The organism is Sphingomonas sp. (assembly GCF_019635455.1).
Lineage (GTDB): Bacteria > Pseudomonadota > Alphaproteobacteria > Sphingomonadales > Sphingomonadaceae > Sphingomonas.
Genome location: NZ_JAHBZJ010000004.1, coordinates 12,642 through 25,923, shown reverse-complemented (window position 1 = coordinate 25,923; position 13,282 = coordinate 12,642). Strand labels below are relative to the sequence as shown.

Sequence of the window (13,282 nt, the reverse complement as noted above, 5' to 3'; positions counted from 1 at the left end):
CCGGGCTTTGGCGAAAGCGCCTTGCAGGGTCAATGTTGACGTTTGCGCGGCGAGGCGCTTTGACCGGGGGCGATGTTCCAGCGAACCCTGTCCCTTCTCGCCGCGCTGCTGTTGTCGGGCTGTTCGCTGTTCGGCGAGGACGCCGATCCGGCGCTGTGGGTGGTGAAGGATGCCGACACCACCATTTACCTGTTCGGGACGGTCCATGTGCTCAAGCCGGGAACGCGCTGGTTCAACGACGGGGTGCGCGACGCGTTCGACGCGTCGGACGAGGTGGTGACGGAGATCGCCCGGCCCGATCCTGCGGCGATCACCGCACTGGCGAGCCGGCTGGGGACACGGGGCGGGCCACCGTTCGACCCGGCGGTCGATCGGGCGGCACGCGAACTTGGCATGCCCGACGGCGCGATCGACAGGATGGAGCCGTGGCTGGCGGCGATGACGCTGGCGCGGCTGGCGGCGGCCAAGGCGGGCTATGGCGCCGACGAGGGCGTCGAGGCGCGGCTGCACGACGCTGCCGAGCGCGCCGACAAGAAGGTCGCGGCGCTGGAGACGGCGGAGGGGCAGCTGCGGCTGTTCGACGGCCTGTCGGGCGCGGCACAGAGCGCGATGCTGGACGCGACGGTGCGCGAACTGCCCGATACCGGCAAGCGGCTGGCGAGCTTTGCCGCGGCCTGGGGCGCCGGCGACGCGGAGAGCGTCGGCGCGGAGATGAACCGCGAGGCGGCGGCCTCCCCCGAAATCGCACAGGCGCTGGTCACCGGCCGCAACCGCCGCTTCGCCGAATGGATCGCGCGGCGGATGCGCCAGCCCGGCACCGTGTTCGTCGCGATCGGCGCCGGTCATCTGGCAGGGCGGCAGAGCGTGCAGGCGATGCTGGCGGAACGCGGCATGCGCGTGGAGCGCGTCGCCTACTGAACCGCGTGCGACACGCGCAGCGGAAGGATTTACTTTCGCCGGCCCCTCCCCTATAGGCGCGCGCTTCCGGTCAGGGTCATCCCTGGAGGCCTGGGCGGAATTGGAACCACTTTAGCGCATTGGAACGACATATGAGCGACACGCTTACGCTGTCGGCCGAGACGCGCGACCGGGTTGGCAAGGGAGCCTCCCGTGCGCTGCGTCGCGAAGGCCGCGTCCCCGCCGTGATCTACGGCGACAAGAAGGATCCGATCGGCATTCATGTCGATGAGCGGGCCTTGATGAAGATGCTCCACACCGGGCATTTCATGAATTCGGTCGTGATGATCGAGGGCGTGGACGGCAAGGCCATCCGCACCCTGCCGAAGGACGTCGCGCTGGACGTCGTCACCGACCGCCCGGTGCATGTCGATTTCCTGCGTATCGGCGCGCATGCGAAGGTGCATGTGAACGTGCCGGTCGTGTTCGCGGATGAGGACGCCTCGCCGGGCCTTACCATCGGCGGCGTGCTGAACGTCGTTCGCCACGAACTGGAACTGGTCTGCGACGCCTCGTCGATCCCCAGCGAGATCAGCATCTCGCTCAAGGGCCTCGAAGTCGGCGATTCGGTCCATATCTCGGCGGTGACGCTGCCCAAGGGTGTGGAAAGCGCGATCGACGATCGCGATTTCACCATCGCCACGGTCGTCGCCCCGTCGGCGCTGAAGTCCGAAGGGGCGGAAGCGGCTGATGCGGCGGCCGAGGTCGAAGCGACCGAGACTGCCGAAAGCGACGCCGAAACCGGTGACGCCGAGGGCGAGGCCAAGGACGGCGAATAAGCCGGCCACCCGCTTTCGGGTTGATTCAGATCGCCTCCGCGCCGCAGGGTGCGGGGGCGATTTTGTTTGTATCGCGGTGTCTGCCCACTGCCTCCGCAGGACCATCCATCCGATCCCGACAGGGTGGACCAAGGGGGAAGCGACCGGCACCGCCAACGGGAATGGACGATGCAGCTATGGGTGGGGCTCGGCAATCCGGGTCCGCAATATGCGATGCACCGGCACAATGTCGGCTTCATGGCCATCGATGCCATTGCCGAGGTGCATGGCTTTGCGCCGCCCGCGAAGAAATTCCAGGGCTGGATTCAGGAAGGGCGGATCGGATCGCACAGGATCCTGATGCTGAAGCCGGCGACGTTCATGAACGACAGCGGGCGATCGGTGCGCGCGGCGCTCGATTTCTACAAGCTGTCGCCCGGCGACGTGACGGTCCTGTATGACGAGCTGGACCTCGCCCCATTCAAGGTGAAGGTGAAGCAGGGCGGCGGCGCGGCGGGCCATAACGGCATCCGCAGCACGATTCAGCATATCGGCGCCGAATTCCGCCGCGTGCGGATCGGCATCGGCCATCCCGGCCATAAGGATCGGGTGACCGGATATGTCCTCGGCAACTACGCCAAGGCGGAGATCGAACCGCTGACCGACCTGCTGGGCGCGATCGCGGCGGAGGCGGACTGGCTCGCGGCGGGGGACGATGCGCGATTCATGAGCGACGTTGCGCTGCGGCTACAGGCGATTCCCTGAACCGACGGAGCCGCCAACGCCACGCAGCAAAAAAGGGCCGGACGCGCACGCCCGGCCCCATTTGGGTTCGCGGATCGCGCGATCAGCTCTTCTTGCCGACCACGACGCCGACCGCGCGGCTGTCCCCGCCCGTCACCGTGCCGCTGATCGCGAAGGTGATGCCGATCTCTGCCGCCTGCGGCCCGTAGGCAAGACCCTGGAAGGTGCCGCCCGCGGCGCTGCCGGTGCCGAAGCTGCCGGTGAACTGATTGTTGCCCGCCGCGATCGCACCGGTGCCGCTGAAGCTGCCATAGGCGACGCCGCCGCGCGTCAGATTCATCGTCAGCGTGACGAGGCCGGTGGCATAGTTGATCGAGACCGTCGCGGTGCCGGCCAGCTTCTGCTCGGCGCTCGCCCCCGTGCTCGGCGAAACGATGCTGCGTCCCGCGACGTTGACGGTGTAGCTGACCGTGCCGGTGGTCGGCATGTCGGTCGGCACCGTCGGATAGCCGAAGGTCGAGTAGGTCACGCGCTTCGCACCCGCAGTGCTGTCGCCGCGCCACCAGCCGGCATAGCTGGCATAGCTGAGCGCAAGCGCGGTGTTCGACGTGACCGATCCGGTGATCGTGTTGTTCAGCAGATCGAGCTGGCTGAACATGCCCGCCGTCGTCGGCGTCGAGCTTTCGCGATAGACATATTCGGTCACCGCCGTGCTGGGCGCGGTCGCCAGGTCGGCGCCGGTGAAGCGCGATTCCTCGGTATTTTCAAGCACCACCGTCTCGGTCGTCTGGCTCGCGGTGGCGGTGCTCTGCAACGCAAGGCGGACGCGGGTCGAGAAGGCGTCGGTGCCGGCGGTGCCGAGCGTGACCGGCCCCGCTGTCGGATCGCCGGTATAGCTCATCGCCGCGCTAACCGAGTAGAATTCGGTCGCCGCCGCGAGCGGAAGCGTCGAATAGGTCGCCGGGGTGGGCGTCGGGGTCGCCGTCGCGGTCGCGGTCGGGGTGGGCGTCGGGCTGGACGAGCCACCGCCGCCACAGGCGGCGACGGTCAGCGCCACGCCGGTGCTGGCGATCAGAACGGAACGACGAATCATACCAAAACTCCTGTTACGGACGCGACTGCAAGACGCGCCGCGCCTGTACCGCGGATGAACATGCCTGGCCCGCCGCGGCCGATCGACGAATGCGGTAGCGCGGCTGGCGCAGAAACGAAAGCCCGGCATTTGCGGCATGGTGCGATCGGGGGACCGCCGTGCCGTCGAACGCGGCGGACTTGCGCAGCGGCGCGCACCATGCTGTGCGCGGGACATGACGATCCGCACCCTGTTCGCGACGCGCTTTTCCGAAACCCGGCTGGACGATGCCGCGCTGATCGCCGAGCTGGGCGAGGCGTGCCGCGATCTGGCCGCACAGGATCGCGCCGGCCAGTCCTGGTCGCGCGACCATGGCTATCGCGGCTATACCTCCTATGCCTCGCTCGATGACCTGCCGCTGCGCGATCCGCGGTTCGGCGATCTGGTCCGCCACCTCAACCGCCATGTCGCGCGGTTCGCCGAAGCGTGCGCGTTCGACCTGTCGCGCAAGCTGCGGCTCGACAGCCTGTGGGTCAACGTGCTGAAGGCCGGAGGGACGCATTCGGGCCATATCCACCCGCACAGCGTGGTTTCCGGAACCATCTATATCGAGGTTCCCGAAGGCGCCGGCGCACTCAAGCTGGAGGACCCCCGGCTGCCGATGCTGATGGCGGCCCCGCCGCGCCGCGCGGACGCGCCGGAGGATTTGCAGACATTCGTCTATGCCCCGCCCGCACCCGGCACGATCTTTCTGTGGGAAAGCTGGCTGCGGCACGAGGTGATGCCGAACGCCGCGAAGGGGGAACGGATCAGCATCAGTTTCAATTACCGCGCCTGATACCGCGCCCGGTCTGGCCGCGTACCTATTTCCCGGTGAACAGTTCGGGATATTCCCAGCGATAGGGGACGCCCGTTTCCCCCAGGATCGTGCGCACCAGCGCCGGGAACGCCGCCTCCGCACGGACATCGTTGGCCAGGATCAGCACGCAGCGCTGTCCCCGTTGCACACAGACCAGCGTATTGCCGGTCGAATCATTGTGACCGCCCTTGTAGAAGCCCGGCCCCTGCGGCCCGGCAAAGGTGAGCACGCCCAGCCCCGCCGCCAGATCCGCCACCCGCTTTTCCGGCGGCGCGTCGGGCAGGAGGCTGGGAAACTGCTGCGCCGTCATGATCGGCAGGGTCGGGCGGAGCATCTGGGCATGGGCGGCGGGTGACAGCCCCTGCCCGCGCACCAGCGCTGCGGCGAAATTCGCCAGATCGCGGATCGTGGTGTCCATCGACCCGGCGGCGCGCACGCGGCTGCGCTCGTCATGCGGTTCGACCTTCCCTTCCGCCGTCCAGCCATCGGCCAGATTGGCACGATAGGCGGGGCGCCAGATCAGGCTGGTACGCGGCATGTGAAGCGGGTCGAACACGCGCATCTGCAACGCGGTGCCAAGATCGATGCCCAGCCCCGATTCGATCCCGAATTGCAGCAATTCGATCCCTTCGCCCGAATAGGCATAGCGGCTGCCCGGATCGAAATGGATGCGCAGCTTTCCATCGGGTTCCAGAAACGCGAAATTGGCGAAACCCGTCGAATGGGTGAGCACCATGCGCGGGGTGATGCGGCGCCAGCGCGGATCATCCTTCAGGTCACCCCAATTCCCGTAGCGATCCAGATTGCCGTAATCGGGCAGCGGGCGGGGCAGCATGTCGGCGATCGGCCGATCGAGATCGAGCCGCCCGTCATCGACCAGAGTCATCGCATAATAGGCGAACAGCGCCTTTGTCAGCGACGCGCCGTACATGATCGTATCAGGCGTCAGCGGATCGCCGGCGGCGTTGCGGATGCCGAACGACTGAACCGAGGCAACGCGGCCATTGTCGATCACCGCGATCGCCAACCCCTTCGCGCCGGTATCGGCCATCGCCTGTCGCGCGGCCTCGGCGACCTGATCGGGCGAGGCGACGCGATCCGCCGCCACGGCCGGACCCGGCGCCGCGACCTGGGCCTGGGCGGTGACCGGCAGCGTCAACGCGAGCGCGGCGGCGAGTGCGATCCGATAGGTCATTTGGCACCTCCGATGCGGGAAACCCCAAGCTGGGCTGGAAAGCTGACGGCAAACACCCTATCGGCGCGGCAACCAAATTCAAAGGATCGTCAAATGGGGTTTCGCTGCGGCATCGTCGGCCTGCCGAATGTCGGCAAATCGACGCTTTTCAACGCGCTGACGGAAACGGCGGCGGCGCAGGCGGCGAATTATCCGTTCTGCACGATCGAACCGAATGTCGGCAATGTCGCGGTGCCGGACCCGCGACTGGACAAGCTGGCCGCGATCGCCGGATCGGGGAAGATCATCGAAACGCAACTGGGCTTTGTCGATATTGCCGGACTGGTGCGCGGCGCGAGCAAGGGCGAGGGGCTGGGCAACCAGTTCCTGGGTAATATCCGCGAGGTCGATGCGATCGTCCATGTCCTGCGCTGTTTCGAGAATGACGACATCCAGCATGTCGACAACAAGGTCGATCCGATCGCCGACGCCGAGACGGTCGAGACCGAACTGATGCTGTCCGACCTGGAGAGCCTGGAGAAGCGCGTGCCGAACCTTCAGAAGAAGGCGGCACAGGGCGACAAGGAGGCGAAGATCGCCGCCAGCGTGCTGGGCCAGGCGCTCGACCTGCTGCGCGAGGGCAAGCCCGCGCGGCTGACCGAGCCGAAGGATGTCGAGGAGGAGCGCGTCCTGAAACAGGCGCAGCTGATCACCGCCAAGCCGGTCCTCTATGTCTGCAACGTCAATGAGGAGGATGCCGCGAACGGCAACGCCTATTCGGCGCGCGTGTTCGACAAGGCGAAGGCGGAGGGCGCGGAAGCGGTGGTCGTTTCCGCTGCGATCGAGGCGGAAATCGCGACGATGCCGGCCGAGGAGCGCGGCGAGTTCCTGGCCGAGCTGGGGCTGGAGGAAACCGGCCTCGCCCGTGTGATCCGGGCGGGATACAGCCTGCTCCATCTGCTGACCTTCTTTACCGTGGGACCCAAGGAGGCGCGCGCCTGGACGACGCATGTCGGGGCCAAGGCACCGCAGGCGGCGGGAGAAATCCACACCGATTTCGAACGCGGCTTCATCCGCGCCGAAACCATCGCGTTCGACGATTACGTGCAGTTCAATGGCGAGGCCGGCGCGCGCGACCATGGCAAGCTGCGGTCCGAAGGGAAGGAATATGTCGTCCAGGACGGCGACGTGATGCTGTTCCGCTTCAACGTCTAGTCGCGGGCGCCCACCCCCGCTCCGAACGCCCAGCGAAAGGTGGCCGCGATCGCCTGGGTCGAGCCGCGCACCAGCGGCAGTGTGGCGACGGGACGGCGCAGGCCGTGCATCGTCCGCGCCCAGTCCGGCAACAGATCGATCGCGGCGGCGAAGATCGCCCGCTGTGCCGGCGCCACGGCAAGGCTGGGCGCGCGATGGTCGAGCAGGAAGCGGGCGACTTCACGCGTGCGGGCGTCCACGCACAGTTGCGGGCGCATCGCGGCGATCAGCGCGTCCGCCGCATCCTGGCCGTGCGGCACCGGGTCGGCGCCAAGAGCCACGCCGATCCGCGCGGTTTCGTCGAAATAGACGTCCCGCTGCGGGGCGGAGAGCGGAATGCCGTATCGTTGCCACGCGGCGAGGAAGCTCCACATTTCCGTCACATGCACCCAGGCGAGCAGCGCGGGATCGTCGGCGCGATAGGGCGTCCCGTCGGGCAGGGTGCCGCCGAACCGCGCATGTACCTCGCGCACCCGCGCGATCGTCGCCTCGGCAATGGTCCGATCGGCGTAGGTGGTCTCCGCGATGAAGCGGGCGGTGCGGCGCAGGCGGCCCAGCATGTCCTGCCGGAAGGCGCTGTGGTCCCACACGCCGGCCAGCACCGCCGGGTGCAGCATCTGAAGCAGCAGCGCGGCGACCCCGCCGACCATCATCGTCGTTACGTCGCCATGCACCCGCCACGTGACGCTGTCGCGCGGGAACAGGGCATTGTCGCTGCGCTGGACCGGCGTCTCGCCGCGCTCCTGGTCATTGAACGTGGCGCGCACCACGCCGATCAGGCGGGCGCGCAGGCCGGCGACGGGATCGGGTGGAGGCATGGACGGCAATTAGGTTCGCCGCGCGCACCCGGCAAGCCTTGGCGAGCGGCGGCGGCGGCGCTAGAGCCGCCGACATGCTGTCGCGGCTGTTCCTGATACTGGCGCTGATGCTGAGCGCGCTGCCCGCCGGGGCGGCGGCGGCGCCGTCATGCCATGACGACGCGAAGGCGACGATGGCGATGGCGATGGCGATGGCGATGGCGGACCATGCCATGCCGATGGCCGGTGCCGAAGCACCCGTTCCCAGGGATCCTCCCGCGCATGGCGAGCGGATGTGCATCGGCTGCATCGCCCCCGCGACGCTGATCGCGCCGCATGTCGCGCCGCCGCACGCGCTTGCGGGACGGCGCGGCGTTCCCCCGCTCCACGACGCGATCGCGCGACGCAATCCCACGGTCGAGCCGCCCCCGCCGCGCGGCTGATCCCGGACGGGCCGACGCCCGACCCGAATGGATCAACCGGAGATTTCTGACATGAAGACGCGAATTTCGATCGTCGCCCTGATGGCGACGGCGCTGCCCGCTGCTGCGGCGGCGCAACAGCATGACCACGGCAAGATGGGACAGGGCATGGCGATGCCGGCGCCCACGCCCATGACACCCGCTGCTCCAAACCCGACCCCCGCCCCGGCTCCCACAGCCGCCCAGGCACCGGCGGCGGCGATGCCGCACATGCATCACCAGATGGCGGACGCGGAAAGCGGTGCGCCGAAGCCCAACGCCACGATCGCGTCCGGCACGGCGCTGCTCCCGGCGGCGACCGGCGGCATGCACGACGGGCTGCACGTGATGGCCGGCGACTGGATGATCATGGGTCACGGCTATCTGTGGGGCGTGGTGACCGATCAGGGCGGCCCGCGGGGCGACGACATGGCGTTCGTCGAATCGATGGGGATGGTCACCGCCGGCCGCGACCTGGACGATCGCGCGCGGATCGAACTGCGCAGCATGTTCAGCCTCGAGCCGCTGATGGGCAGGCGCGGCTACCCCAACCTGATGGCGGGAGGCGAGACGGCCGATGGTCAGGCACTGATCGACCGCCAGCATCCCCACGACCTGTTCATGGAACTTGCCGCGCGGGTCGAGGTCGATGTCGCGCCGGACACCAGCCTGTTCCTCTATGGCGGGCCGGTCGGTGAACCGGCGCTGGGTCCGGCGGCGTTCATGCACCGCGCATCGGCGCGCTATCAGCCGATGTCGCCGATCACGCACCACTGGTTCGATTCGACCCACATCACCTATGGCGTGGTCACCGCCGGGCTGCGCACGCGCGCGTTCCAGATCGAAGGATCCGCCTTTCGCGGGCGCGAACCGGACGAGACTCGCTGGGACATTGAGGCGCCGAAGCTCGATTCATGGAGCGTACGGGCGACGTTCACTCCCTCCCCCAATTGGGCGGCGCAGGTCAGCCACGGGCGGCTCAAGGACCCTGAGACGCTGCATCCGGGCGAGGACGAGGCGCGCACGACGGCCAGCATCCATTATGCGCGCGGCGGCCTGTCTGCGACGGTTGCCTTCTCCGCGAAGAACCGCCTGCCCGGCCCGGTGCTGACCGCATGGCTGGCGGAGGCGAACTGGGACATCGATGCGCGCCATTCGGTGTTCGCGCGGGGCGAACTGGTGGAGAATGACGAGCTGTTCCCCGATCATTCCAGCCCGCTGCACGACCGGATCTTTCGCGTCGGACGGGTTGAGGCCGGCTATGCCTATCGGATCGCGCTCGCCAAATCGGTGACGCTGGCGCTGGGCGGCACCATCGCCGCCTATGTGAAGCCGGACGTGCTGGCGTCCTATTACGGGCGGGCGCCGGTCAGCGCGACGGGCTTCGCGAAACTGTCGCTGGGGAAATGAGCCGGGGCGCGGGCGTGCGATGCCCGCGCCATCCCAAGGCTGCGCGACACACGCAAATCCCCTTGCCAAAAACAGGTTTCAACACGAAACTCACCTGATGCGATATTACGAAGACCTGGAAATCGGCGAGACCGCGCGCTTTGGCAGCTATCAGGTGACGCGCGAGGAGGTGCTGGCGTTCGCAAGAGCCTATGACCCCCAGCCATTCCACCTGTCGGACGAAGCGGCGGCGCAGACCCATTTCGGACGGCTGGCGGCGAGCGGGTGGCACACGTGCGCGATGACGATGGCGATGCTGGTCGAGCAGATGAAGGCCCATCCGTCCGCCGGGCGTGGCGCGGGCGGCGTCGATGAACTGCGCTGGATCCGCCCGGTCTATCCCGGCGACACGCTGCGCTGTGAAACCGAATTGCTCGAAAAGAGCCTTTCGGACAAGCGGCCGGAAATGGGGCGCACCCGCTCGCGCATGCTGGTGTTCAACCAGCATGACGAGCCGGTGCTGACCTTCATCGCCAACGCGCTGATCGCGCGCCGGGCAACCGATTAGGGCCTAACGGCGCGGGCGGCGATCGCGGCGGTCACGGCGATAGTCACGCCAATTGTCCCGCATGGCGCGACGATCGCCGCGCCAGCCCTGCCGGCGCTGTTCCCAATATCGGCGCTGGCCGTCGCTCCAGCGCATCGGCCGGCGATAATTGTCGTACACATAATAGCCGGTGCCGGGATAATAATAGCCGTCGTACCAGCCCCAATAGGGGTCGCCATAGGTTCCGGCATAGCCGGCGCTGCCATAGCCGACCGAAACGCCGGAATAGCCATAGCCGTCGGTGCAGGCGGCAAGGCCGAGGGCGGCGGCGCCGATCAGGCCGCCGGTGACAAAACGCGGAATGTGCATCGATACTCTCCCGAACGGGGTCCAACTTGCGTGGCAACCCAAAGGGAACGGGGGAACGGGCGGCGAAGTTCCGACCTCGCTGGAATGCGCGATCACCGCCGGGGATGACCTGCGGGCGCTATTCGCGGTCGCGACCGGCCCCTAATGCCCCGGAAAGGCGACAAGCGCGCTGACCGCGACGCCTTCGGCCCGCAACGCATCCGCGCCGCCCAGATCGGGCAGGTCGATCACGAACGCCGCCTGCGTCACCCGCGCACCGGCCTTGCGCAGCAGACGGACAGCCGCGCGCGCGGTGCCACCGGTGGCGATCAAATCGTCGATCAGCAGCACCCGCGCGTCGGGTGCGCAGGCATCGGCATGAATGGCGATGCGGTCGGTGCCGTATTCAAGCGCATAATCCTCAGCGATCGTGGCGCCCGGCAGCTTGCCATCCTTACGCACCAGCAGCACGCCGGCACCCAGCGCGATCGCGACCGGCGTGGCGAAGAGGAAGCCCCGCGCCTCGATCCCCGCGACCAGATCGACCGGCTCCTCCACCGCGTCGATGATATGTTCGACCGCGCGCGCCAGACCGACCGGGTCGAGCAGCAGGGTGGTCACGTCGCGAAACAGAATGCCCGGCCTGGGAAAGTCGGGAATCGTGCGGATCAGCGCAGCGAGATCGCGGTTGGCGTCGGACATATGGCTCCCCTGCGGCAAAGCGAACGGCCCGGGAATCGCTTCCCGGGCCGTTACGAGTCATGACTGGCGTGAACGGGTCAGTCCTTCAGGTTCCGCCAGATCTGCTTCTTGGCGCCATAGGCGAGGAAGCAGAAGATCACGAGGAACAGCAGCGAGGCCAGACCGGCGGTCTTGCGCGCCGCCATCTTCGGCTCGGCCGCCCAGGTCAGGAACGCGGCGATGTCCTTCGCATAATTGTCCAGCGTCGGTGCGGTGCCGTCCGAATAGGTCACCTGACCATCCTTGAGCGGGGGCGCCATCGCGAGGTTCAGGTTTGCGAAATAGGGGTTGTAGTGCAGCCCCTTGGGCGTCTTGGCGTCCGGAAACTCCTTCAGCAGCGCGGCCGGCTGATCGGTGAAGCCCGTCAGCAGCGAATAGATATAGTTGCTGCCGTCGTGACGCGCCTTTGCCATCAGCGACAGGTCGGGCGGGATCGCGTTGTTGTTCGCGGCGCGCGCGGCGACGTCGTTGGCATAGACCAGCGGGAATTTGTCGAACGGCATGCCGTCCCGCGTCGCCGCCTCGCCGGTTTCCGGATTGACCGAGGGGACCTGGAAGCCCTTCGCGATCGTCTTCACCTGGCCTTCGCTATAGCCGATCGCCTCAAGATCGCGGAACGACACGAGCCGTAGCGAGTGGCAGGCCGAGCAGACTTCCTTGTACACCTGCAAACCGCGCTGCAACTGCTGGTTGTCATATTTGCCGAACATGCCCTCGAACGAGAACCCGGCCTTGCGCGGGTGCTTGTGGAACTCGTGCTCGGCCGTCGGGGCCGTGCTCATCCCGTTCGAGATCGTGCTTCCGATCCCGAAGATAAGCGCGAGCACGAAGCCGATGCCGACCAAGCCGCCTAGAATGCGAACCATCTTCTTTCGAGCCCCTTGTTATTCGGCGGCAGCCATCGCCGTCTGTGTCGGCGAGGTTCCCCCCTTGCCGGCCAGCACGGCTTCCGTGATCGAGTTGGGCAGCGGGCGCGGACGCTCCATCGCCGACACGATCGGCAGGATCAGCAGGAAATGCAGGAAGTAATAAGCGGTCGCGAACTGGCCCAGCAGGATGACCCAGGGCGAAGGCGCCGCACCGCCGACATAACCGAGCACCAGCACATCGACCAGCAGCACGATCAGGAACCAGCGATAGGTCGGGCGATAATTCGCCGACCGGACCGGCGAGGTGTCGAGCCACGGCAGGAAGAACAGCAGCAGGATCGACCCGAACATCGCCAGCACGCCCCACAGCTTCGCCGGGATCCACAGGAAGTCGAAGGTGAACGACTTCAGGATCGCGTAGAAGGGCAGGAAATACCATTCCGGCACGATGTGCGCCGGGGTCGAGAGCGGGTTGGCCGGAATGTAGTTGTCCGGATGACCCAGCAGGTTCGGCATGTAGAAGATCAGCGCCGCGAAGACGAGCAGCGCCACGCCGACGCCAACGCCATCCTTGGCGGTGTAATAGGGGTGGAACGGGACGGTGTCCTGTTCATCCTTCACCTCGACGCCGGTCGGGTTCGACGACCCGGGAATGTGCAGCGCCCAGATGTGGAGGATCACCACGCCGGCGATCACGAACGGCAGCAGATAGTGGAGCGAGAAGAACCGGTTGAGCGAGGCGTTATCCGGCGCATAGCCGCCGAGCAGCCACACGCGGATGGTTTCGCCCACGCCGGGAATCGCCGAGAAGAAGCCGGTGATCACCTGTGCGCCCCAGAAGCTCATCTGACCCCAGGGAAGGACATAGCCCATGAAGGCGGTGGCCATCATCAGCAGGAAGATGACCACGCCGAGCAGCCATACCATCTCGCGCGGGGCCTTGTACGAACCGTACCAGAGGCCGCGGGCGATATGGACATAGACCACCAGCAGGAACATCGACGCGCCGTTGGCGTGCGCATAGCGCAGGAACCAGCCGGCGTTCACGTCGCGCATGATATGCTCGACGCTGTCAAAGGCGATGCCGGCATTGGCCGCATAATGCATCGCCAGGACGATGCCGGTGACGATCTGAACCGCCAGGAACATTCCGGCGAGCACGCCGAAATTCCAGAAATAGTTCAGATTGCGCGGCACCGGATAGCCGGCGCCGACCGCATTATAGACGAACCGCGGCAACGGGAGCCGATCGTCCACCCACTTCATCAGCGGATGCTTGGGTTCGTACTGCTTTGCCCAGGGAAAGCTCATT

At 67.0% G+C, this 13,282-nt stretch carries 15 protein-coding genes; 8 read left to right on the top strand and 7 right to left on the bottom strand.

Going from position 1 to position 13,282, the window contains the following annotated elements; translation table 11 throughout:
• Positions 1-72 precede the first annotated feature (72 nt).
• The 3 genes from KF783_RS06615 to pth all read left to right on the top strand — a co-directional run bounded on the left by KF783_RS06615 (position 73) and on the right by pth (position 2,480).
• On the top strand, positions 73-918 hold the full coding sequence (locus KF783_RS06615; RefSeq protein WP_294077625.1) for a TraB/GumN family protein: 846 nt from the start codon (positions 73-75) through the stop codon (positions 916-918).
• 131 nt (positions 919-1,049) lie between these two features.
• Positions 1,050-1,736, top strand: a complete 687-nt coding sequence (locus KF783_RS06610; protein WP_294077624.1) for a 50S ribosomal protein L25/general stress protein Ctc — start codon at positions 1,050-1,052, stop codon at positions 1,734-1,736.
• Between the two features lie 168 nt (positions 1,737-1,904).
• A complete protein-coding gene (pth, locus tag KF783_RS06605) occupies positions 1,905-2,480 on the top strand; it encodes an aminoacyl-tRNA hydrolase (RefSeq protein WP_294077622.1) in 576 nt (191 codons plus the stop codon).
• Between the two features lie 82 nt (positions 2,481-2,562).
• Here the strand turns inward: pth and KF783_RS06600 are convergent, their stop codons facing one another.
• A complete protein-coding gene (locus tag KF783_RS06600; RefSeq protein WP_294077621.1) occupies positions 2,563-3,552 on the bottom strand; it encodes a transferrin-binding protein-like solute binding protein in 990 nt (329 codons plus the stop codon).
• Between the two features lie 214 nt (positions 3,553-3,766).
• Between KF783_RS06600 and KF783_RS06595 the strand changes: the two genes are divergently transcribed.
• Positions 3,767-4,369, top strand: a complete 603-nt coding sequence (locus KF783_RS06595; RefSeq protein WP_294077620.1) for a TIGR02466 family protein — start codon at positions 3,767-3,769, stop codon at positions 4,367-4,369.
• Positions 4,370-4,394: 25 nt separating this feature from the next.
• Here the strand turns inward: KF783_RS06595 and KF783_RS06590 are convergent, their stop codons facing one another.
• Positions 4,395-5,585: a serine hydrolase domain-containing protein gene (locus tag KF783_RS06590; RefSeq protein WP_294077618.1), complete on the bottom strand. Its 1,191-nt coding sequence runs from the start codon at positions 5,583-5,585 to the stop codon at positions 4,395-4,397.
• 93 nt (positions 5,586-5,678) lie between these two features.
• On the opposite strand from KF783_RS06590, the gene ychF reads away from it, so the two are divergent.
• A complete protein-coding gene (gene ychF / locus KF783_RS06585) occupies positions 5,679-6,779 on the top strand; it encodes a redox-regulated ATPase YchF (RefSeq protein ID WP_294077617.1) in 1,101 nt (366 codons plus the stop codon).
• On the opposite strand, the gene KF783_RS06580 is transcribed toward ychF, so the two are convergent.
• A complete protein-coding gene (locus tag KF783_RS06580) occupies positions 6,776-7,636 on the bottom strand; it encodes an oxygenase MpaB family protein (protein ID WP_294077616.1) in 861 nt (286 codons plus the stop codon). The two genes, ychF and KF783_RS06580, sit on opposite strands and share 4 nt — an antisense overlap.
• A 74-nt stretch (positions 7,637-7,710) precedes the next feature.
• On the opposite strand from KF783_RS06580, the gene KF783_RS06575 reads away from it, so the two are divergent.
• From KF783_RS06575 to KF783_RS06565, 3 genes are all read left to right on the top strand, one after another.
• Entirely contained in the window at positions 7,711-8,058 is a 348-nt protein-coding gene (locus tag KF783_RS06575; protein ID WP_294077614.1) for a hypothetical protein, read from the top strand.
• Positions 8,059-8,109: 51 nt separating this feature from the next.
• On the top strand, positions 8,110-9,486 hold the full coding sequence (locus KF783_RS06570; protein ID WP_294077613.1) for a hypothetical protein: 1,377 nt from the start codon (positions 8,110-8,112) through the stop codon (positions 9,484-9,486).
• A 97-nt stretch (positions 9,487-9,583) separates the two neighbouring features.
• The gene (locus KF783_RS06565) at positions 9,584-10,033 is read left to right on the top strand and encodes a MaoC family dehydratase (protein WP_294077612.1); all 450 of its coding nucleotides are present in this window, start codon (positions 9,584-9,586) and stop codon (positions 10,031-10,033) included.
• Between the two features lie 3 nt (positions 10,034-10,036).
• Here KF783_RS06565 and KF783_RS06560 read toward each other — a convergent pair whose 3' ends face one another.
• The 4 genes from KF783_RS06560 to KF783_RS06545 all read right to left on the bottom strand — a co-directional run bounded on the left by KF783_RS06560 (position 10,037) and on the right by KF783_RS06545 (position 13,281).
• On the bottom strand, positions 10,037-10,381 hold the full coding sequence (locus KF783_RS06560; protein ID WP_294077610.1) for a hypothetical protein: 345 nt from the start codon (positions 10,379-10,381) through the stop codon (positions 10,037-10,039).
• 141 nt (positions 10,382-10,522) lie between these two features.
• A complete protein-coding gene (locus tag KF783_RS06555; protein WP_294077608.1) occupies positions 10,523-11,062 on the bottom strand; it encodes an adenine phosphoribosyltransferase in 540 nt (179 codons plus the stop codon).
• 77 nt (positions 11,063-11,139) lie between these two features.
• A complete protein-coding gene (locus tag KF783_RS06550) occupies positions 11,140-11,967 on the bottom strand; it encodes a cytochrome c1 (protein ID WP_294077607.1) in 828 nt (275 codons plus the stop codon).
• 18 nt (positions 11,968-11,985) lie between these two features.
• Positions 11,986-13,281: a cytochrome b N-terminal domain-containing protein gene (locus KF783_RS06545; RefSeq protein WP_294077606.1), complete on the bottom strand. Its 1,296-nt coding sequence runs from the start codon at positions 13,279-13,281 to the stop codon at positions 11,986-11,988.
• Position 13,282 lies beyond the last annotated feature (1 nt).